Origin of the sequence: Micromonospora sp. CA-244673, from assembly GCF_050948395.1 — a bacterium.
Classification (GTDB): Bacteria; Actinomycetota; Actinomycetes; order Mycobacteriales; family Micromonosporaceae; genus Micromonospora.
Map to the genome: position 1 here is coordinate 138,336 of NZ_CP192019.1, position 21,043 is coordinate 159,378.

Consider the following 21,043-nt stretch of genomic DNA (forward strand, 5'->3'; position numbering starts at 1 on the left):
GACGATGTTGCTCACGCGCGCCCACCCTGGTCGGCGGCCGGCAACGTCGGGCCCGGCGTGCCGGAGAGGCCGGCGCGGTGCCGGGCCTTCTCCACCTCGCCGGCCGACCGGCGCAGCGCGGCGCCGGTCTCGCCGGCCGGGCGCGCCTCGGCGGTGCGGGCGAGGAAGCGGTCGGCCTCCTCCGTCAGCAGCGCGCCGATCCGGTCCAGCAGGTCCACCCGCGCCTTGGTGGCGAGGTTGCGGACCGCCTGGTCACCGAAGATCGCCTGGAGCACCGCCTGCGCGGCGACGGTGGTGCCCGCACCGGTGGCGACCTCCAGCCCGGTCGGGATGAAGGCGGTGGCCGCGAAGACCGCGATCATGACGGCCAGGCCGGTGGCGTTGACCGCGTACGCCGCGGTGCGCGCCACGAAGCGTCGGTCGCCGCCCTCGGCGCGGACCAGCTCGAGCACGCCGCGCTGCCAGTCGCGGACCAGGCGTTCGGCGCGCTCGGGGAGATCGGCCGACGGGTGGGCCAGCTCGGGTTCGAGCAGGGCCGCCCCGGCCGGGTGCGCCTTCCACCCGGTGTACGCGTTCTCCGCCGCCTCGGCGGACACCCCGCGCAGCAGCGTGACCAGTTGCGACTCGATGGCGTTGCGCAGCTCGGCGGCCGGGGCCGGGCGGCCGGTGACCGCCGCCACCACCCGGTCGCGCAGCCGGCCGATCCGCGCCTCCAGGCTGCGGAAGAACTCACCGGTGCCGACGAACTCCTGCCAGCGGGCCAGCACCTCGCCCCGGAGCAGCCGGCCGTCCTTGAGCCCCTGGTCGACGGTCCGTTCCGCCCCCCGGTAGGCCGCCCGGACCCGCTCGTCCAGCGCGTCGGCGGCGGCCACCTGCTCGTCGGCGGCGTCGGCCAGCGCGTCGACGGTGGGGTGCAGGGCGGCCAGCGCCCCGTCGAGGGTCTGCCGGACCACCGCCGAGCGGGCCTCGGCGTCGGCGGCGAGCCGCGCGAACCAGGCGGCCAGCGGTGCGGTGACCCGGTCGGGGAGCAGGCCCTGCCCGTCCACCCAGGTCTCCGGCAGGACGAACAGCGGCGCGGCGCCGAGATCCTGTGCGGCGAGCATCTCGGACAGGTGGGCGGCGATCTCGTCGGCCGCCTCCGGGGGCACCCGGTCGAGGACCATGGCGACGGCCGTGCCGCGGGCCCGGGCGCTGCGCAGCAGCTCCCACGGGACGGCGTCGGCGTAGCGGGCTGCCGTGGTGACGAAAAGCCAGAGGTCGGCGGCGGCCAGCAGCTGACCGGCGAGCGCCCGGTTGGCGTCGACCACCGAGTCGATGTCGGGCGCGTCGAGGAAGGCCAGCCCGGCCGGGAGCGCGGGGGCGGTGACCAGCTGGAGGGTGCCCGGGTTCTCGCTCGGCTCGGTGGTGCGGGTCAGGCCGGGCAGCAGCTCGCCCTGGCGGAACCAGGCCGCGTCGGCCGGGTTGCAGACCAGCACCGGCGAGCGGGTGGTCGGGCGGAGCACGCCGGCGGCGCTGACCCGCGCCTGGACCAGGCTGTTGACAAGTGTCGACTTGCCGGCGCCGGTCGACCCGCCGACCACCACGAGCAGCGGGGCGTCGAGGCGGGCGAGCCGGGGCAGCAGGTAGTCGTCGAGCTGGTCGGTGAGGCCGGCGGCGCTGCGGCGGGCGGGCTCGGCCGAGGGCAGGGCGAGCGGGAACCGGGCCGCCCCGATCGCGGCCCGCAGGCCGGTGAGCGCGGCGGGCAGACCTTCCGCGGTGTCGGCGGTCAGGTCCCCGCCGGTGTCGTCGGGTCCGGTGCGGGCTGCGACGGCGGGCGCGCCGGCATGGGTGGCGGGATCGCCATGCGTCGTCACCGCTAAAGCGTGCCCGACCGATGCAAGGTAAGACAACCGGACGGTAATAACGGTCAGGTTGCGTCGGGTCGGCTCAACCTCGACTTGCGGATTGCCCGGAGCGTGGCACTATTGAGTCAAGTTCACTCAACTTGTGGTGCGGTCGCTGCGGGCGACCCGCCGGGCAGGCCCGTTGACCTGCTCACCGTTACGAAGCGAGGAAGCGAACATGGCACGTGCGGTCGGCATCGACCTCGGCACGACGAACTCCTGCGTCAGCGTTCTCGAGGGCGGTGAGCCCACCGTCATCGCCAACGCGGAGGGCTCGCGGACGACCCCCTCGATCGTCGCGTTCGCCCGCAACGGCGAGGTGCTCGTCGGTGAGGTCGCGAAGCGCCAGGCGGTGACCAACCCGGACCGGACCATCCGCTCGGTCAAGCGGGAGATCGGCACCAACTGGACCGTCGACATCGACGGCAAGAAGTACACCCCGCAGGAGATCTCGGCCCGCACGCTGATGAAGCTCAAGCGGGACGCCGAGGCGTACCTGGGTGAGCAGATCACCGACGCGGTCATCACCGTGCCGGCCTACTTCAACGACGGCCAGCGGCAGGCCACCAAGGAGGCTGGCGAGATCGCCGGCTTCAACGTGCTGCGGATCGTGAACGAGCCGACCGCGGCGGCCCTGGCGTACGGCCTCGACAAGGGCTCCAAGGAGCAGACCGTCCTGGTCTTCGACCTGGGTGGCGGCACCTTCGACGTCTCGCTGCTGGAGCTGGCCGAGGGCGTCATCGAGGTCAAGTCCACCAGCGGTGACAACCACCTCGGTGGTGACGACTGGGACCAGCGCATCATCGACCACCTGGTGAAGACCTTCCGTGGCGAGCACGGCATCGACCTGTCCCAGGACAAGATGGCCATGCAGCGGCTCAAGGAAGCGGCCGAGAAGGCCAAGATCGAGCTGTCCGCCGCCACCACCAGCAACATCAACCTGCCGTACATCACCGCCGGCTCGGCGGGCCCGCTGCACCTCGACGTGACCCTGAGCCGCGCCGAGTTCCAGCGGATGACGCAGGACCTGCTGGACCGCTGCAAGGGCCCGTTCGAGCAGGCCGTCAAGGACGCCGGGATCAAGGTCTCGGACGTGGAGCACGTCATCCTGGTCGGCGGCTCGACCCGGATGCCGGCCGTGACCGACCTGGTCAAGCAGCTCACCGGCAAGGAGCCCAACAAGGGCGTCAACCCGGACGAGGTCGTCGCCGTCGGCGCCGCCCTGCAGGCCGGTGTCCTCAAGGGCGAGGTCAAGGACGTCCTGCTGCTCGACGTGACCCCGCTGAGCCTGGGCATCGAGACCAAGGGCGGCATCTTCACCAAGCTGATCGAGCGCAACACCACCATCCCGACCAAGCGCTCCGAGGTCTTCACCACGGCCGACGACAACCAGCCGTCGGTGCTGATCCAGGTGTTCCAGGGCGAGCGGGAGATCGCGGCCTACAACAAGAAGCTCGGCACCTTCGAGCTGACCGGCCTCCCGCCGGCGCCGCGCGGCGTGCCGCAGATCGAGGTCACCTTCGACATCGACGCCAACGGCATCGTCAACGTGCACGCCAAGGACCTGGGCACCGGCAAGGAACAGAAGATGACGATCACCGGCGGCTCGTCGCTGCCGAAGGACGACATCGAGCGGATGCGCCGGGACGCCGAGGAGCACGCCGAGGAGGACAAGCGCCGGCGCGACGAGGCCGAGACCCGCAACCTGGCCGAGGCGCTCCAGTGGCAGACCGAGAAGTTCCTCGCCGAGAGCGGCGACAAGCTGCCCGCCGAGAACCGCGACCAGCTCAACGAGGCGCTCGGCGAGCTGCGCAGCGCCCTCGGCGGCCAGGACATCGACAAGATCAAGGCCGCGCACGAGAAGCTGGCGCAGGTCTCCCAGCAGGCCGGCTCGCTGCTCTACTCCCAGCAGCAGGGCGAGCAGGCCGCGCCGGGTGAGGCCGGGCCGGGCGCCGGCGCGGGCGCGACCGGTGGCCCTCAGGCCGGCGGCCCCGACGACGTGGTCGACGCGGAGATCGTGGACGAGGACAAGAAGTGACCTTCGGTCCCGGACACGTTTCTCGCCGCGAGAGGGATGAGGTAGCCGCATGACGGAGAAGCCACGAGCCGCCGACCCGGGATCCACCGGGCCGGCGCCGGGTGGCTCCGCGACCGCCGGCCAGGGCGCCGGCGAGGAGCCGCGCGTCGTCATCCGTGACAAGCGCAAGATCAGCAAGACGACCGAGCAGTCGGTGGCCGACACGTCGGCCGCCGACGCCGCGGCCGACGCGCCGGCCGAGGGGCTGGTCGAGGAGGCCGAGGTCGTGGTCGACGAGATCGAGGGTGAGGCCGAGGCCCCGGTCCCCGGCCCGCCGGTGGTCGACGCGCCGGCCCAGCCGAGCGAGGAGTCCTCCACCGCGAAGAAGGCGCCGCTCGGCGGCGAGGTGGAGTCGCTCCGGGCCGAGCTGGACGAGCGGACCCGCGACGTCCAGCGCGTGTCGGCGGAGTACGCCAACTACCGCAAACGGGTCGACCGGGACCGCAGCCTGGTCCAGGAGCAGGCGACCGGCGCGGTGCTGACCGCGCTGCTGCCGATCCTCGACGACCTGGACCGGGCCCGCGAGCACGGCGACCTGGTGGGCCCGTTCGGCAGCGTGGCCGAGCAGCTCACCACCGCCCTGACCAAGTTCGGCCTGACCGCGTTCGGCGAGCAGGGCGACCCGTTCGACCCGACCCGGCACGAGGCGGTGGCGCACCAGACCTCCGCCGACGTGACCGAGGCGACCTGCGTGCAGGTCATGCGCCGGGGTTACCAGCTCGGCGAACGGCTGCTGCGGCCCGCCATGGTCGCGGTCGCCGAGCCCGAGTAGTGCCGACCCGTGACGTCCCGCCCGCCCACACCGGGCGGGCGGGACGACCGGGGTACGTCCCGTGGAAGGGGGTGGACCGGTGAGTTCCAAGGACTGGATCGAGAAGGACTACTACGCCGCGCTGGGCGTGCAGAAGTCCGCCTCCTCGGACGAGATCAAGAAGTCGTACCGGAAGCTGGCTCGGGAGTCGCACCCGGACCACAACCCCGGTGACCCGAAGGCCGAGGAGCGGTTCAAGGCCGTCTCCGAGGCGTACGCCGTGCTGGGCGACGAGAAGAAGCGCCGCGAGTACGACGAGATGCGGTCGCTCTTCGGCTCCGGGGCCTTCCGGCGCAACGCCCGCGGCGCGGGCCAGCCCGGCGGCATGCCGTTCGACGTGTCCGACCTGTTCGGCGGGGCGGGCGGCGGCGGCGAGGCCCGGTTCGGCGGCGGTGGCCTGGGCGACCTGTTCAGCTCGATCTTCACGGGCGGGGGCGCCGGCGGTGCGGCCCGTCCGCGCGGCCCGGCCCGGGGCCGCGACGTCGAGACCGAGGTCGCGCTGGACTTCCCGGACGCGGTCCGCGGCGTCACCCTCCCGTTGACGCTGCGCGCACCCGGGGTCTGCGAGACCTGCCACGGCAACGGGGCGAAGCCGGGCACCCAGCCGGTGGCCTGCCCGGTCTGCCACGGCGCCGGGGTGACCACCCGCAACCAGGGGTCGTTCAGCTTCTCCGAGCCGTGCCGCAACTGCCAGGGCGTGGGGACGGTCGTCGAGGAGAAGTGCCCGGAGTGCCATGGCACCGGCGGGGTCACCAAGACCCGCACGCTGAACGTGCGCTTCCCCGCCGGAGTGGCCGACGGCCAGCGCATCCGGCTGGCCGGCCGGGGCGAGCCCGGCGAGCGGGGCGGCCCGGCGGGCGACCTGTTCGTGCACGTCAAGGTCCGCCCGGACGAGCTGTTCGGGCGCACCGGGGACGACCTGACCCTGACCGTGCCGATCACGTTCGCGGAGGCGGTGCTCGGCATCGACCTGCGGGTGCCGACCCTGGACGGCACGGTGACCCTGCGGGTGCCGCCGGGCACGCCCAGCGGCAGGGTGCTGCGCGCCCGGGGCAAGGGCGTCGTACGCCGGGACGGCCACGCCGGTGACCTGCTGGTCACCCTCGACGTGGTGGTCCCCGCGACGCTGTCGGACGAGGCGCGGGCGGCGCTGGAGACGTTCGCCGAGCAGACCCCGCCGGCCGCGCGGGAACATCTCGACGCGCGGGTGCGTCGATTCAGTTGACCGGGTGACGAGGCACCGGAGGTGAGCGGGGATGTCACAGGAGTTCGTCGGCTCGGGTGACCCTGCCTACGAGGCCAAGGTTCTGATGATCTCGGTGGCGGCCCGGATGGCGGGGATGCACCCGCAGACGCTGCGCCAGTACGACCGGCTGGGCCTCGTGCAGGCCGGCCGGGCGGCCGGCGGCGGTCGCCGGTACAGCGTCCGGGACGTGGTGCTGCTCCGCGAGGTGCAGCGGCTCAGCCAGGACGACGGGATCAACCTCGCCGGGGTCAAGCGGATCATCAACCTGGAACGGTTGCTGGAGGAGGCCCAGGAGCGGGTGGCCCGGCTGGAGGCGGAGCTGGACGCCGCGTACCGCCGGATCGCCGAGTTGGAGTCGCTGGGCGGCTTCTCCCGCGGTGACCTCGTCCCCACCAACCGCACCTCCACGGCGCTCGTCGTCTGGCGGCCCCGCCGCACCGAACGCTGATCCCCGCTCCGCCGCACACCGACGCAGGCCGGCGCGTGCCCTTCCGGGCCGCGCCGGCCTTCCGCGTTCCGCTCCCTCTGACCGCTGCACGGCCACGCTGCCGACGTGGGATCGGTCGGCGGTAGCGTCTCGGCGCATGAGGATTCTTGTCGTCGGGGCGGGCGCGACCGGAGGCTACTTCGGCGCCCTGCTCCAGCAGGCCGGCCGGGACGTCACCTTCCTCGTCCGGCCCAAGCGGGCCGACGTGCTCCGCGAGCGCGGGCTGCGGATCACCGGCCTGGGGACCGAGACCGTGCTCGTGCCACGGCTGCTCACCGCCGCCGAGATCGAGGGCCATTACGACGTCGTGCTCGTCTCCGTGAAGGCCACCGCACTGCCGGCGGCGATCGACGACGTCGCCGCCGCGGTCGGCCCGCGTACCACGGTGATCCCGTTCCTGAACGGGATGGCGCACATGGACGCGCTGAACGAGCGGTTCGACGAGGGCGCCGTGCTCGGCGGCGTGGTCCGCGTCCTGACCATGCTCGACGCCGAGGGTGACATCGTCCGGCTGGGCGCGCTTGCCGAGATCGTCATCGGCGAGCAGCGGGGCGGCGCGTCGCAGCGCGTCGAGGAGATCGCCGAGGTGCTGTCCGGCGCGGGATTCGACTTCTCCGTCTCGCCGGACATCCGCAGGGCCATGTGGCACAAGTGGGTCTTCATCAGCACCCTGGGCGCCCTCAACACCCTGGTCCGCGGTTCGGTGGGCGACGCGACGGCAATCACCGGGGGCGACCGGCTCGGCCCGCAGATCGCCGCCGAGGCGGCGGCCGTCGCCGCGGCGGCCGGGTATCCGGTGCCGAAGCAGGCCCTCGACAACGTCCAGGCCTTCGTGACCCGACCCGGCTCGGCCGACACCGCCTCGCTCTACCGGGACCTGGTCGCCGGGCAGCCCACCGAGGCCGAGCAGATCTTCGGCGACCTCACGGCGCGGGCCCGTGCGCTCGGCGTACCCACTCCTCTGCTGGACGCCACGACGGTGGCTCTGCGCGTGCACGAACAGCGCCTCACCCGGGGCTAGTGCCGTCGCAACGGTCAGGCGCCGGTCGGCCCGCGCAGGTCGCCCCTGGCCGCCCGCTGTCTTCGGGGAAAGCAGGGTGCCGGGCGAGGGCCATCCGCTAACGTCTGAACCAGGCCCAACCAACTTAATCCGGACTCCGAACTGGCAGGGGGAGCCATGGCGGAATCGGCCAAGACGGTGGCGGAACGGGCGGAGGAACGGCTGGAACAGGTGGCCCAGAACGTCCGGGAGCGATTCGACCGGGTCACCGAGGGCCGCTTCACCGACAAGGTCAAGGAAGGGCGGTTCGCCGACCAGGTGGACCATGGCGTCGACCGGGCCAGGGACGACGAGCGGCGCAAGAAGCAGGGCGGATCGACCGGCTGACCGATCCGTCGACGTGCGGGCCGGGACCCACGGGGGGTCCCGGCCCGTTCGCCGTCAAAGACGGGACGCGGCGACGCCGGCGGGAGGTCCTGGCCCGTTCGCCGCTTTCGCGGCGACGACTCAGAGCCGTCGGTTCTCCCGCACCAGGCCGCCCTCGCACCAGTCCCGGTAGACGAAGAGGTCCGGCCGGGCGAGCAGCACGCGGCTGTTGTGCGCCCAGTTGCGCATCAGCTCGTCGCCGGCCCGCTCGGCCTGCTCCACCAGCTTGCGGAAGCGGCGCTTCGGGTGGGCCCGGAAGTTCGTCCGGATGCCGTCGGCGGCGTAGATGTAGAGGCAGTGCAGGGCGAACCGGCGGGCCGGGCAGGCCGGGTCCATGGCCAGGTCGAAGAGGGTCTGCACGAGGTGGTCCCCGGCGACCAGCAGGTCCCAGTCGGGTGGCATCGAGGTCAGCGGGACCGAGTCCGGCTGGTAGGCCCACGACCGCAGCTCGGCGGGCGAGGGGTCGACGGGATTGGCGAAGCCGTGGAACGTCTCTTCCTGCACGCTCACCGGCCGACCTTCCGCTTCCGCTGGCGGGGGCACCGGCCACCCGCGGACCCTGGCTTGCTGGGCCGAAACGTTAACGCGGTTTCGCCAGGCGGCGATAGCCCTTCCCGGAATCAATTCGGCAACCGTTGGCCGGGCCGGGTCGACCGTACGGCCGACCCGGCCCGGCTGAGGTCACTCGGACGCCACTCCGACCGGCACGGGCTGCCGGGCGGCGCTGCGCCGGCGCAGCCAGAGCTTGAACCAGGGCATGTCGGGCAGGCGGGCCAGGATCGGGCCGGTCACCACGGTGATCAGCACGTACGCGGTGGCGAGCGCCGCCAGGCGGGGCTCGACGGGGTACGCGGCGGCGACGGCCAGCCCGGCGATGACGATGGAGAACTCGCCGCGCGGGGTGAGCGCGAAGCCGGCCCGCCAGCGACCGGGCTCGGCGATCCCGGCCCGGCGGGCGGCCAGCCACCCGGTGGCCAGCTTCGTCCCCATGGTGACCACGGCCAGGAGCAGCGCCGGCAGTAGCACCGGCGGCATGTCCAGCGGCTTGGTGACCAGGCCGAAGAAGACGAAGAAGACCGCGGCGAAGAGATCCCGCAGCGGCGACAGCAGCTCGGTGGCGTGGTGCGCCACCGGCCCGGACAGGGCGATGCCGACCAGGAACGCGCCGACCGCGGCGGACACCTGGAGCTTGGCGGCGACGCCGGCGACCAGCAGGGTCAGGCCGAGCACCCCGAGCAGGAGGGCCTCCGGGTCCTTCGCGGAGAGCGCGGCGGAGATCAGGTGGCCGTACCGGATCGCGACCGTCAGCACGACGACCACGGAGAGCACCGCGACGGCGAGCGCGATGCCGCCCTTGACGAGGCCGACCCCGGCGAGCAGCGCGGTGACCAGCGGCAGGTAGAGGGCCATCGCCAGGTCCTCGATCACCAGGACGGAGAGGATCACCGGGGTTTCCCGGTTACCGACCCGGCCCAAGTCGCCGAGCACCTTCGCGATCACCCCGGACGAGGAGACCCAGGTGACGCCGGCGAGCACCACGGCGGCCACCCAGCCCCAGCCGAGCAGCAGGGCGAAGGCGAAGCCCGGCAGTGCGTTGAGCACCGCGTCGATCAGGCCGGCCGGTGCGGCCGAGCGGAGGTTGCCCACCAGCTCGTTGGCGCTGTATTCCAGGCCGAGCATGACGAGCAGCAGGATGACGCCGATCTCCGCGCCGACGGCGAAGAACTCCTCGCTGGCGTTGAGCGGCAGCAGGCCGCCGTGGCCGAAGCCGAGGCCGGCGAGCAGGTAGAGGGGGATGGGTGAGACACCGAAGCGGCGGCTGAGCCGGCCGAGCAGGCCGAGCAGGAGCAGCAGCGCGCCGACCTCGACGAGCAGCGTTGTGGTTTCGTGCATCCGCGCCTCAGCCGTCCGGGTCGGCTTCGGCGAGGATCGCGGTCACCCCGTCGAGCCCTTGCCGGGTGCCGACCACGACCACCACGTCACCGGCCTCGAACCGGAAGGTGGGATCGGGCGAGACGTTCACCTCGCCCTGACGCAGCACCGCCACGATGGAGGCGCTGGTGCGGGTCCGTGCCTTGGTGTCACCGAGCTTCCGGTTGACGTACCGGGAGCCGGCCGGAATGGCGATCTGCTCGGTGAGCAGCCCGGCGGCCTGGTCGCGCAGCCCGGCGAGCTGGCCGAGCATCAGCGACGCGCCGAGGATGTCGGCCAGCGCCTCCGCCTCGTCGTCGGTCAGCGGTATGTCGTGCTGACAGGAGTCGGGATCGTCCGGGTCGTAGAGGACCAGGTCGCGGCGGCCATTGCGGTGGGAGACCACGCCCAGTCGGCGGCCGGATTCCGTCATCAGATCGTGACGGACGCCGATCCCCGGTAGGGCAGTCTGTTCAACACGTACTCGCACCCGCGCAAGGCTACCGTGCGGAGGAGGGGCCATGATCGGTCGCCGTGTGCTCCCGGCCGTCGGTCTTCTGCTGGTGCCGGTCCTCGCGGCCTGCTCGATCGGCGACGTCCGCCGGACCCCACCCGACCGGTCGTCCGCGTCCCCCCGGCCGGCGCCGACCGCGCCGGTGCCGTCGCGGGCCGTCGGCTTCGACGAGGTACGCCACGTCCGGGTCGCCGTCGACCGCCGGTACGACCGCCCGTTCGTGGAGTTCGTCGATGCCGACCACGGGTACGCCCTCTTCGTCGCCGCCTGCGACGACCCACCGCCCAGCGGCGGCTGCCCTGGTGCCCTGCTGTACGCCACCGTGGACGGCGGCCGTTCCTGGCAGGCCCTGCGGCACCCCCGTCCGGTGGCCGTGAACCAGCAGCTCTACGCCGTGCCGGGGGCGCTGGTGCTGCTCGCCGAGCCGTACGGCTGGTACACCTCGACCGACGGCGGGGCCACGTTCGCCCACACCACGGGCGGGGAGCCGGCGGCCCTGGTGGCGACCCGCGGTCGTTTCCAGGTGGCCGAGGGGTCCGGTGCGGTCGCCGAGTGGGACGGCGGCGCCCTGCGGCCGTTGTCCGCCCAGCCGGCCGTACCCGGGCTGAACACCGTGGGCCACTCGGGCGACCTGGTGGTGGCGGCCGGTGCGCGCGACGGCCGGCCCGCTGCGGCGGTGTCGCGGGACGGGGGCCGGCACTGGGTGTCGACGCCGCTGTCCTGGCGGGGCGACGAGGTGGGGGTGCTGCGCGTGGTGATCGCCCCGGACGGCGGCGCGTGGCTGGTCGGGGAGCGCCCGGACCGGACCGGTTTCCCGGCGCTCTGGCGGCTGGTGGGTGGCCCGGAGTGGGACCCGGTCCGTGCCGTCGGGCATCCCGCGCAGGCCCGTTCGGTGGCGCCGCTCGGCGCCGAGCTGGTGGCGGTGACCGGCCCGGACGGGGTGGGCGTGGTGGCCGGTGGCCGCTACTACCGGGTGGACTGGCCGCTCACCGCCGAGCACCACCTCACCGTCCTGGGCGACGGCACGATCGCCGCCCGCGGCCCGGACGACGTGGTGCTCGGCACGGGCTGGACGGCCAACCGCCGCTGGGTCAGGGTGGTGCTGGACGGCCAGCCCGAGTGACGGGTGTCACACGGTTGGAGTTGAGCGGAATAGACTCAACTCTGGTTGTGTCCTTCCCAGTGGACACGCCGATCCGGGGGAGCCCATGAACACGGAACGACTCACCACCAAGAGCCGCGAAACCATCACCGGTGCCGTCGCGCTGGCGAACCAGCGCGGCCACGCCACCGTGGAGCCCTGGCACCTGCTGCTGACGCTGCTGGACACCGAGGGCTCGACCGCCGCCGGCCTGCTGCGCGCCGTCGGGGCCGACCCCGCCGAGCTGCGCCGGGTCGCCCAGCGTTCGGTCGACGCCCTGCCCGCGGCACGCGGCTCCAGCATCGCCGAGCCCACCCTGGCCCGCGAGTTCGTCAACGCCATCGGCGCCGCCGAGCAGATCGCCCGGCCGCTGGGCGACGAGTACACCTCCACCGAGCACCTGCTGGCCGGGCTGGCCCGGGTGGGTGGCGCGGTCTCCGTCGCGCTGAAGAACTCCGGCGCGACCGAGGAGAACCTGGTCGCCGCCTTCCCGACCGTGCGCGGCGGGGACCGGCGGGTCACCACGGCCGATCCGGAGCAGACCTACCAGGCCCTCGCGAAGTACGGCGTCGACCTGACCGCGAGCGCCCGCGAGGGGAAGATCGACCCGGTCATCGGCCGCGACTCGGAGATCCGCCGGGTGATCCAGGTGCTGTCCCGGCGTACCAAGAACAACCCGGTGCTGATCGGCGAGCCGGGCGTCGGCAAGACCGCCATCGTCGAGGGCCTGGCCCAGCGGATCGTCGCCGGTGACGTGCCGGAGTCGCTGCGGGACAAGAAGCTCGTCTCGCTCGACCTCGGCGCCATGGTGGCCGGCGCGCAGTACCGCGGCCAGTTCGAGGAGCGGCTGAAGTCGGTGCTGGAGGAGATCAAGAACTCCGACGGCCAGGTCATCACGTTCCTCGACGAGCTGCACACCGTGGTCGGCGCGGGCAAGGGCGAGGGCTCGATGGACGCCGGCAACATGCTCAAGCCGATGCTGGCCCGCGGCGAGCTGCGGATGGTCGGCGCCACCACGCTGGACGAGTACCGCGAGCACATCGAGAAGGACCCGGCGCTGGAGCGCCGCTTCCAGCCGGTGCTGGTCGGCGAGCCGACCATCGAGGACACCATCGGCATCCTGCGCGGCCTGAAGGAGCGCTACGAGGTGCACCACGGCGTCCGGATCACCGACGCCGCGCTGGTCGCCGCCGCCACCCTCTCCGACCGCTACATCACCGACCGGTTCCTGCCCGACAAGGCGATCGACCTGGTCGACGAGTCCGCCTCGCGGCTCCGGATGGAGATCGACTCCCGCCCGGTCGAGGTGGACGAGATCGAGCGGGCGGTACGCCGGCTGGAGATCGAGGAGATGGCGCTGGCCAAGGAGCCGGACGCCGCCTCGGCCGAGCGGCTGGCCCGGCTGCGCAAGGAGCTGGCCGACAAGCGCGAGCAGCTCACCGCGCTCTCCGAGCGCTGGCAGCTGGAGAAGAGCCACATCACCAAGCTCTCCACGGCCAAGGAGGAACTGGAGCGGCTCGGCGGCGAGGCCGAGCGGGCCGAGCGCGACGGCGAGCTGGAGCGCGCCGCCGAGCTGCGCTACGGCCGGATCCCCGCCCTCCAGGCCGAGCTGAAGCAGGCCGAGGAGGAGCTGGCCCGGCTCCAGGCGGACGGCGCGATGCTCAAGGAGGAGGTCGGCGCGGACGACATCGCCGCGGTGGTCGCCTCCTGGACCGGCATCCCGGCCGGCCGGCTGCTGGAGGGCGAGACCGCCAAGCTGCTCCGGATGGAGGAGACGCTGGGCGCGCGGGTCGTCGGTCAGGCCGAGGCGGTCACCTCGGTCTCCGACGCGGTCCGCCGGGCCCGGGCCGGTGTCGCCGACCCGGACCGCCCGACCGGCAGCTTCCTCTTCCTCGGCCCGACCGGTGTCGGCAAGACGGAGCTGGCCAAGGCGCTCGCCGGGTTCCTCTTCGACGACGAGCGGGCCATGGTCCGCATCGACATGAGTGAGTACGGGGAGAAGCACTCCGTGGCCCGCCTGGTCGGCGCCCCGCCCGGCTACGTCGGCTACGAGGAGGGCGGCCAGCTCACCGAGGCGGTGCGTCGCCGACCGTACTCGGTGATCCTGCTGGACGAGGTGGAGAAGGCCCACCCGGACGTCTTCGACGTGCTCCTTCAGGTGCTCGACGACGGCCGGCTCACCGACGGCCAGGGCCGCACGGTCGACTTCCGCAACGCGATCCTGATCCTCACCTCGAACCTGGGGTCGTCGGTGATCAGCGACCTGACGCTGGCCGAGGAGCAGCGCCGGGAGGGCGTCCTCGCGGTGGTCCGGTCGCACTTCAAGCCGGAGTTCCTCAACCGCCTCGACGACATCGTGGTGTTCGCCGCCCTCCAGGGCGCGGACCTGCGGGCGATCGTCGACATCCAGCTCGACCGGATGCGACGCCGTCTCGCGGACCGCCGGTTGTCGCTGGACATCAGCGACGCCGCCCGGGTGTGGCTGGCCGAGCACGGGTACGACCCGATCTACGGCGCCCGCCCGCTGCGCCGCCTCGTGCAGTCGGCGATCGGCGACCAGCTCGCCAAGGCCCTGCTGGCCGGCCAGATCCGCGACGGCGACACGGTGAAGGTCGACCTGGCCGACACCAAGGACGGCCTGACGGTGACGGCCGCCTGACCCCTGACCCCGGGCGATCAAGAAGTTTGCGTCGGCTGTGGCACATCGGCCGGCGCAAACTTCTTGATCAACAGGGTCGGTGGCGGCCGGCCGGGGAAATAGTGGGGGCATGTTCGGGATCGGGGAGAAGGACCGGGAGTTGGACGCGGCCGTCGAGGAGCTTCGGCGGGCGGACACGGTCGCCTTCGGCGGGGTCGGGATCGCGGGGCAGATCCTGCCGGCGACCGAGGCGTACCGGCACGTGGAGCAGGCCCTGCGGGAGCACCCCGAGGCGGCTCGGAAGAAGGTCGACCGGCTGCTGAAGCACGGGACGCCGGCCGGGAAGGCGTACGCGGCCACGCTGCTGGACACGGTCGACCCGGCCGCCGGCCGGGCGGCCTGGGAGCGGCTGCGCGACGACGACGGAGAGTTCACCACGTTCAGCGGGTGCCTCATGGACCGCGCCACCCTGCGCGAGTACGCCGCCGAACGCCTCTCCGGCGCCTGACCGTAGCTGACCGGTCACTCAACGAACGTCACTACGACGCACGTGCGTCTGGTTGTTACCGTCTCCGCCGAAACACCTTGGGGGGAGACGGCCGTGAACGGTTCGCTGGCGTACGTGGTGACCACGTTGGGGTGCCTGGTCGGGGTGGCCGGCGTGGTGATCGCCGTGATCGCCCTGCGCAGGGCCCGGTCCGCGCCACGCCCGAAGGCCGCCCCCGGTGACCCGTTCCGGGACCGGGACGCCGACGCGCTGCGCGGCGACCCCCGCGCGCTCAAGCCCGGCGACATCGTGGAGATCCGCCAGGTCCCCTACACCGTGCGCGGCTCGGTGCACCTGGTCGAGGGCGGCTGGAGCTGGGCGGAGCACCTGCTCGACGACGCCGGCGGGGTGAAGCGCTGGCTCTCCGTCGAGTCGGAGCCGGACCTGGAGCTGGTGCTCTGGACCAGCGAGCCGTCGGCCACCGTCACCCCTGGGGCGCCGACGCTGGAGATCGCGGGCCGCCGCTACAACTGGGACGAGTCCGGCCAGGCGAAGTTCACCGCCACCGAGGGCACCGGCCTCGACCCGCGCGGCACCATGCGCTACCACGACTACCAGGCGCCCGGCGGGGCCCGGCTCTCGTTCGAGGCGTACGGGGAGGCCGGCTGGGAGGTGAACCTCGGTGAGCAACTGCACCGCGCCGAGGTGATGATCTACCCGCAGGGCGGTCCGGAGAAGGTGGGCTAGAACGTGCTCGTCGCCCTGGAGGCTCCGTACGTCGACACCCGCGCCGCCGACCTGAGCCTGGCCCTCGGCGGCCCTGAACGCCCCGCCCTGCACGTACGCGAGCTGACCCTGCCCGGCGGGCTGCGGCTGCGGCTGCGCCTGCTCGGCGCCTCGCACCAGGTGGTCTGCGGCGACCTCACCGAGACGGTCGCCTGCCTGCCCGGCCGCGCCCCGCACCTGCCGGACGCCCTGCACGACGCGACCGCCGGCTACCGGTTCACCGCCACGGTGCTCCGGCCGGCGGGTGACGGCCTGCGCACCCGGGTCGCCGCGCTCCGCGCCGACCTGGCCGACGACCCGTACGCGCTGGTCGGGGTCTTCCCCGGCGACGAGGACGCGGTCACCGCGCTCGCCGTCCGCCCCGAGCCGCCGGACGGCTCGGTGGCCTGGCGCACCTGGCACGCGTATCCACAGACCAACGAGCTGGTCCTGACCGAGACGGTGGTGAAGCTGTGACGTATCGACGGTGGTTCGTGGTGGGGGTGGCGTTCGCCGTCATCGGCGCCGTGGTCGCCGCCTTCGCGATCTTCTACGGCAACTTCTCGCCCCGGGGCTACGTGGAGGACCGCTACAGCCGGGCGACCAGCCGGGACCTCGGCTCCGACGCGATCGCGTACACGTCGAACCGGGCGCCGAGCCAGGTGTCGAAGGAGATCACCGACGCCTGGCAGCCGGCCGACCAGTACGTCGACGGCAGCGGGGTCTACCTGCGCTACGACGACGACTCGGTGGTGATCCTGCCGCTCGCCGCCGGCTCGGTGATCCTGCTGGAGCGGATGACCACCGCGTACCCCCGCTACCACTCCCGGGTGGGCACCCACTGGGGCTGGGGGCGGGGCAGCACGGTCCGCGGCGGCGGACCCGGCTCCGGCAAGTGACCTGACCCGACGAATCCTGGAGTCCCCTGTGCAGACCCTCTTCACCGATCTGCTCGTCACGCTCGCCTACGGTGTGGTCGGCGTCGCCCTGATGGCCGTCGGCTACGTGCTGGTCGACGTCGCCACCCCGGGCAAGCTGCACGAGCTGATCTGGGCGGAGCGCAACCGCAACGCGGCGCTGCTGCTCGCCTCGAACCTGGCCGGCGTCGGCATCATCGTGGTCGCCGCGATCGCCGCCAGCGCGGACGACTTCGCGCTCGGCCTGGTCGGCGCCGCCGCGTACGGCATCCTCGGGCTGGTCATCATGGCCGCGTCGTTCCTGCTGCTGGACATGGCCACCCCCGGCAAGCTCGGCGAGATCCTGGTCGACCCGGAGCCGCACCCCGCGGTGTGGGTCTCCGCCGTCGTGCACCTGGCGACCGGCGCGATCATCGCCGCCGCCATCAGCTGATGACAGCCGGCAAGCGGGCCGCGAAGAAGAAGACCGGCTGGGTCGCCTGGCTGGCCGTCGGCCTGGTCCTCGCCGGCTGCGTGGCGGTGGGGGTGCTCAACACCGACGGGGACACCACGGTGCCGGCGCCGGCCGCCGACGAGCGCGCCGACAGCGTGGCGGTCCTCCAGCGCACCAGCGCCGAGCAGGGCCTCTGCTACGGCTGGGTGCTGGAGGACTACTACGACTACGGCGCCGCCCCGCGCAACGTCGGCTCCAACCTCGGCGACGGGATCGCGGTCGAGGAGAACCCGGGCTGCCCGCGCTGGGTGCAGGTGACGGCCAACATCGGCTACGTCTCGGAGAGCAGCGAGAGCAACGACTTCGCCCGGATCGAGGTGACCGGCTCCCCGGACATCGACACGCTCGCCCTCGTGCGGGTCGAGAACGGGCTGGAGCGGCTCGGGCTCACCGAGGACGTCTTCGTCGACGACCCCGGTTGGGCGGTCACCCGGGCCGCGGTCATGCTGCCGCTGCTCGCCGTCGAGGCGGGGCTGGCCCAGCCCGCCGACACTCCGCTACCGGCGGTGGGCAGCCCGTCCCCGCTGCCCGACGCCGGCAGCGACTACCTGCGGGACCGGTGGGGCTGGCTGCTCGCCACCGTCGGGCTGCTCCTGCTCGCCGCGATCTTCGTCACCGTGGGCGTGGTGCAGCGCCGCCGGGCGACCGCTCCGGGTCGCGGCGCGGCGCCGGACGCGCCGAGCCGGACTGGTCGCAAGCGCCGGGTGGCCGTGCCCGCGCAGCCTGCCGGGGCGGGCGCCGCCGGGCGTACCCGGGAGAAGGCGTGACCGCCGACGCGCCCGCGCGGCCGCGGTGGCGCCCGGCCCGCGCGGCGGTCCTGCTCGCGGTCTTCGTGTGCGCGGCCTGCGGCCTGGTGTACGAGCTGGCCCTGGTCGCGCTCGGCAGCTACCTGATCGGCGACACGGTCGGCCAGGCGTCGATCGTGCTCGGCGTGATGGTGTTCGCGATGGGCGTCGGCGCGCTGGTCGCGAAGCCGTTCCAGTCCCGGGCGGCGGCCGCGTTCGCCGCGATCGAGCTGGCTCTGGCCCTGCTCGGCGGCCTCTCCGTGCTCGGCCTCTACGCCGCGTTCGCCTGGCTCGACCTCTACGGGCCGGCGCTGGTCGGCACCGCGTTCGTGCTGGGCCTGCTGATCGGCGCGGAGATCCCGCTGCTCATGGTGCTGCTGCAACGCATCCGCGAACAGTCCGCGGGCAGCGCCGTGGCCGACCTCTTCGCCGCCGACTACGTCGGCGCGCTGCTCGGCGGGCTGGCCTTCCCGTTCCTGCTGATGCCCGTCTTCGGCCAGCTCAAGGGTGCCCTCGTGGTGGGCGCGGTGAACGCCGTGGCCGGCCTCGCCCTGGTCTGCACGGTCTTCCGCGCCGACCTCGGCCGCCGGTCCCGGGTCGCGCTCGGCGCCGGCGCCGTCGTGGTCGCCCTCGGCCTGGGGTACGCCTGGGTCACCGCGCACGACTTCGAGGTGACCGCACGGCAGCAGCTCTACCGCGACCCGGTGGTGCACGCCGAGCGCAGCCGCTACCAGGAGATCGTGCTGACCCGGTCGGTGCGGGAGGTCGGCCACGCCGACACCGACCTGCGGCTGTTCCTCAACGGCGACCTCCAGTTCAGCTCGATCGACGAATATCGCTACCACGAGTCGCTGGTCCACCCGGCGATGCGCGGGCCGCACGGCAACGTGCTGGTGCTCGGTGCCGGGGACGGGCTGGCGTTGCGGGAGATCCTCAAGTACCCGGACGTGCGCCAGGTGACCCTCGTCGACCTCGACCCGGCCGTCGTGCGGCTGGCCCGGTCCGAGCCGCAGCTGCGGGACCTCAACCACCACTCGCTCGCCGACCCGCGGGTCCGGGTGCTCAACGTCGACGCGTTCGGCTGGCTGCGGACCGCCACGGAACGCTTCGACGTGGTCGTCGCCGACCTGCCCGACCCGGACGAGACGGCCACCGCCAAGCTCTACACCATCGAGTTCTACGCGCTGATCCGGCCGGTGCTCGCACCCGGCGGCCGGCTCGTGGTGCAGTCCGGCTCGCCGTACTTCGCGCCCCGGTCGTACTGGTCGATCGAGCGGTCGATCCGGGAGGCCGGCTTCGCCACCGTGCCGTACCACGTGGACGTGCCGAGCTTCGGCGACTGGGGCTTCGTGCTCGCCGCGCCGGGCGCCACGCCGCCCACGCTGGGGCTGCCCGACGATGCGCCGCCGCTGCGTTTCCTCACCCCGTCGGTGCTCGCCGCGGCGGCCAGCTTCCCCGCCGACCGGGCCCGGCTGGACGTGCCCGCCTCCACGTTGCTGCAGCCCAGGGTGCTGGAGTACGCCCGAGCGGAGTGGCGCGGCTACTAGCGTCGTAGCCATGCCCGCCCGTCCGTCCCGCTGGTCGCGACCGCCCCGGGCACTGGAGGCGCCGTCGTACCTTCAGGCGTTCGTGCTGTCCGGGGTGGTGACCGTGCTGGTCACCCGGGCGTACCTCCAGGCGACCGGGTTCCCGCAGCTCGGCGGCGGCGGGCTGCACATCGCGCACGTGCTCTGGGGCGGCCTGCTCATGACCGCGGGCCTCGCGGTGGGGCTGATCTTCCTCGGCAGCGTGGCGCGGATCGTGGGCGCCATCCTGGGCGGGATGGGCTTCGGGCTCTTCATCGACGAGGTCGGCAAGTTCGTCACCGCCGGCACCGACTACTTCTACGCACCGGCCGCCAGCATCATCTACGTCGCGTTCGCCTTGCTGGTCGTGATCACCCAGGCGTTGCGCGGCCGGACCCGGCTGTCCGGGCCGGAGCGCACGGCGAACGCGCTCTACACCGTCGTCGGCGGCCTCACGACCGGCCTCACGGCCCGGCGCCGGGCGGCCGTGCTGCGCCTGGTCCAGGGGTGCGGGCCGGAGGTCGAGGAGGCGGTCGTCCGGCTGCTCGACGTGGTGCCCCAGCGGGAGACACCCCCGTTCCGGTTCTGGCACCGCTGGGTCCGCCTGGCCCGCCGCGGCCTGGTCTGGGTGACCACGCACCGGTGGGTCGTGTCCCTGGTCGTCCTCTACGTGATCGGTGAGCCGTTCGTCGTGGTGCTGCGGGTGCTGCTCGACGCGATCACCGGCCATCTGCCCGACCAGGACGAATGGGGTGCGCTGCTCGGGGTCTCGGTCTCCGCGCTGATCACCGCGGTGCTGAGCATCCGCGGCGCCCTGCTGCTGCCCAGCGACCAGACGCGGGCCTTCCGGCTGTTCAAGCTCGCGCTCCTCGTGGACCTGCTGTTCGGGCAGATCTTCAGCTTCACGGTCAACCAGTTCGGCGCGGTCTTCGCACTCGGCGTGGATCTCTTCCTGCTCGCGGTGGTGACCGCCGAGTACCGCCGGCTGCGCCGGGAGGCCGGGGAGGACCAGTCGAGCTGACCTTGACGCGCGGCATCGATGGGTCGGGACCGTTACTGTGTGGGCCTGATCTAGAGAAGGAGAGAGTCATGACCGATTCCTCCCCGACGCCGGGCCGAGCGCGTCCGGGCGTGGTGGCGGCGTCCTTCTACCTGCTGCTGCTCTTCGCGCTCACCCAGTTGATCGGTCTGATCGCGACGGTCGCCGTCAGCAGCCGGCTGAAGGAGGGCTTCGAGCGGGCGTTCGAGGGCACCACGACGGGCGCCCAGGACGTCGGCACGTTCGTGGTCGGGTTCACCATCGGGACCGCCGCCCTGCTGCTCGTCCTCGCGCTGGTCCTGGTCGTCCTGGGCCTGTTCAACAACCGGGGCAGCAACGGCACCCGGATCACCACCTGGGTGCTGGGCGGCATTCTCATCTGCTGCCTCGGCGGCAGCCTGATCAGCGGCGCCACCGGAGCCGTCGGCGGTAACACCGGCGGCGAGGGGCCCTCCGCCGAGGAGCTCCGGCGCAGCCTCGACGACGCCCTGCCGTCCTGGTACACGCCGGTGAACACGCTGCTCGGCGTGCTCGGGCTGGTCTCGTTGCTGGTCGCCCTCATCCTGCTGGCGCTGCCCAAGGCCAACGAGTTCTTCCGCAAGCCGAAGCAGGGCTGGGAGCCCCCGGTCCCCGGCGCCGCCTACCCGGCGGAGCCCGGCTACCCGCAGACCCCGGGCTACCCGGCCGCGCCCGGTTACCCGGGCCAGCCCGCCCCCGGCCAGCCGGGCCAGCCGGCTCCCGGGCAGCCGGGCCAGGCCGGTCCGTCGCCGGAGCCCGGGGAGCGCCGGGACGGCGAGCCGCCATCGGCAAGTTGACGTCCGGATAAGAGCGACGCCGACGATCCCTCCGAGTAGGTTG

The 21,043-nt window shown here is 73.1% G+C and carries 21 protein-coding genes; 17 read left to right on the forward strand and 4 right to left on the reverse strand.

Annotation, left to right across the window (positions count from 1 at the left end; translation table 11 throughout):
* Positions 1-11 precede the first annotated feature (11 nt).
* Entirely contained in the window at positions 12-1,853 is a 1,842-nt protein-coding gene (locus ACQP12_RS00705; RefSeq protein WP_433284234.1) for an ABC transporter, read from the reverse strand.
* 208 nt (positions 1,854-2,061) lie between these two features.
* On the opposite strand from ACQP12_RS00705, the gene dnaK reads away from it, so the two are divergent.
* The 6 genes from dnaK (at position 2,062) to ACQP12_RS00735 (ending at position 7,891) form a co-directional block, all read left to right on the forward strand.
* Positions 2,062-3,921 (forward strand): molecular chaperone DnaK, encoded by a 1,860-nt coding sequence (dnaK, locus tag ACQP12_RS00710; protein WP_357943899.1) that lies wholly within the window; start codon positions 2,062-2,064, stop codon positions 3,919-3,921.
* Positions 3,922-3,970: 49 nt separating this feature from the next.
* Positions 3,971-4,732, forward strand: coding sequence for a nucleotide exchange factor GrpE (gene grpE, locus ACQP12_RS00715; RefSeq protein ID WP_433284236.1), 762 nt, complete (start codon positions 3,971-3,973; stop codon positions 4,730-4,732).
* 79 nt (positions 4,733-4,811) lie between these two features.
* On the forward strand, positions 4,812-5,996 hold the full coding sequence (gene dnaJ / locus ACQP12_RS00720) for a molecular chaperone DnaJ (protein WP_433284238.1): 1,185 nt from the start codon (positions 4,812-4,814) through the stop codon (positions 5,994-5,996).
* 31 nt (positions 5,997-6,027) lie between these two features.
* Positions 6,028-6,465: a heat shock protein transcriptional repressor HspR gene (locus ACQP12_RS00725; RefSeq protein WP_357943893.1), complete on the forward strand. Its 438-nt coding sequence runs from the start codon at positions 6,028-6,030 to the stop codon at positions 6,463-6,465.
* A gap of 136 nt (positions 6,466-6,601) precedes the next feature.
* Positions 6,602-7,525, forward strand: a complete 924-nt coding sequence (locus ACQP12_RS00730) for a ketopantoate reductase family protein (protein ID WP_433284241.1) — start codon at positions 6,602-6,604, stop codon at positions 7,523-7,525.
* 156 nt (positions 7,526-7,681) lie between these two features.
* Positions 7,682-7,891: a hypothetical protein gene (locus ACQP12_RS00735; RefSeq protein WP_357943889.1), complete on the forward strand. Its 210-nt coding sequence runs from the start codon at positions 7,682-7,684 to the stop codon at positions 7,889-7,891.
* A gap of 120 nt (positions 7,892-8,011) precedes the next feature.
* Here ACQP12_RS00735 and ACQP12_RS00740 read toward each other — a convergent pair whose 3' ends face one another.
* The 3 genes from ACQP12_RS00740 to ACQP12_RS00750 all read right to left on the reverse strand — a co-directional run bounded on the left by ACQP12_RS00740 (position 8,012) and on the right by ACQP12_RS00750 (position 10,331).
* The gene (locus ACQP12_RS00740; protein WP_151465805.1) at positions 8,012-8,440 is read right to left on the reverse strand and encodes a hypothetical protein; all 429 of its coding nucleotides are present in this window, start codon (positions 8,438-8,440) and stop codon (positions 8,012-8,014) included.
* Between the two features lie 171 nt (positions 8,441-8,611).
* Complete coding sequence (locus ACQP12_RS00745) at positions 8,612-9,823, reverse strand: cation:proton antiporter (RefSeq protein WP_357943886.1); 1,212 nt, start codon at positions 9,821-9,823, stop codon at positions 8,612-8,614.
* 7 nt (positions 9,824-9,830) lie between these two features.
* Entirely contained in the window at positions 9,831-10,331 is a 501-nt protein-coding gene (locus tag ACQP12_RS00750; RefSeq protein ID WP_357943884.1) for a cation:proton antiporter regulatory subunit, read from the reverse strand.
* Between the two features lie 31 nt (positions 10,332-10,362).
* Between ACQP12_RS00750 and ACQP12_RS00755 the strand changes: the two genes are divergently transcribed.
* The 11 genes from ACQP12_RS00755 to ACQP12_RS00805 all read left to right on the forward strand — a co-directional run bounded on the left by ACQP12_RS00755 (position 10,363) and on the right by ACQP12_RS00805 (position 21,000).
* Positions 10,363-11,478, forward strand: a complete 1,116-nt coding sequence (locus ACQP12_RS00755) for a hypothetical protein (RefSeq protein WP_433284243.1) — start codon at positions 10,363-10,365, stop codon at positions 11,476-11,478.
* An 85-nt stretch (positions 11,479-11,563) separates the two neighbouring features.
* Entirely contained in the window at positions 11,564-14,155 is a 2,592-nt protein-coding gene (clpB, locus tag ACQP12_RS00760) for an ATP-dependent chaperone ClpB (protein ID WP_433284245.1), read from the forward strand.
* A 109-nt stretch (positions 14,156-14,264) separates the two neighbouring features.
* Complete coding sequence (locus tag ACQP12_RS00765) at positions 14,265-14,642, forward strand: hypothetical protein (protein WP_433284246.1); 378 nt, start codon at positions 14,265-14,267, stop codon at positions 14,640-14,642.
* 93 nt (positions 14,643-14,735) lie between these two features.
* Entirely contained in the window at positions 14,736-15,368 is a 633-nt protein-coding gene (locus ACQP12_RS00770; protein WP_433284248.1) for a DUF4178 domain-containing protein, read from the forward strand.
* 3 nt (positions 15,369-15,371) lie between these two features.
* A complete protein-coding gene (locus tag ACQP12_RS00775; protein ID WP_357943874.1) occupies positions 15,372-15,863 on the forward strand; it encodes a DUF2617 family protein in 492 nt (163 codons plus the stop codon).
* Entirely contained in the window at positions 15,860-16,285 is a 426-nt protein-coding gene (locus ACQP12_RS00780; RefSeq protein WP_357943872.1) for a DUF4247 domain-containing protein, read from the forward strand. The genes ACQP12_RS00775 and ACQP12_RS00780 overlap by 4 nt, the downstream gene beginning before the upstream one ends.
* 28 nt (positions 16,286-16,313) lie before the next feature.
* Positions 16,314-16,736 carry a DUF350 domain-containing protein gene (locus ACQP12_RS00785; protein WP_355337402.1) on the forward strand — a complete coding sequence of 141 codons (423 nt, stop codon included), beginning with the start codon at positions 16,314-16,316 and terminating at the stop codon, positions 16,734-16,736.
* The gene (locus ACQP12_RS00790; RefSeq protein ID WP_433284251.1) at positions 16,736-17,563 is read left to right on the forward strand and encodes a hypothetical protein; all 828 of its coding nucleotides are present in this window, start codon (positions 16,736-16,738) and stop codon (positions 17,561-17,563) included. The genes ACQP12_RS00785 and ACQP12_RS00790 overlap by 1 nt, the downstream gene beginning before the upstream one ends.
* The gene (locus tag ACQP12_RS00795) at positions 17,560-19,128 is read left to right on the forward strand and encodes a polyamine aminopropyltransferase (RefSeq protein ID WP_357943868.1); all 1,569 of its coding nucleotides are present in this window, start codon (positions 17,560-17,562) and stop codon (positions 19,126-19,128) included. Before ACQP12_RS00790 ends, ACQP12_RS00795 begins: the two co-directional genes overlap by 4 nt.
* Before the next feature lie 10 nt (positions 19,129-19,138).
* Entirely contained in the window at positions 19,139-20,167 is a 1,029-nt protein-coding gene (locus ACQP12_RS00800; protein WP_433284253.1) for a hypothetical protein, read from the forward strand.
* A gap of 68 nt (positions 20,168-20,235) precedes the next feature.
* Entirely contained in the window at positions 20,236-21,000 is a 765-nt protein-coding gene (locus tag ACQP12_RS00805) for a hypothetical protein (RefSeq protein ID WP_433284255.1), read from the forward strand.
* The last annotated feature ends 43 nt before the right edge of the window (positions 21,001-21,043 follow it).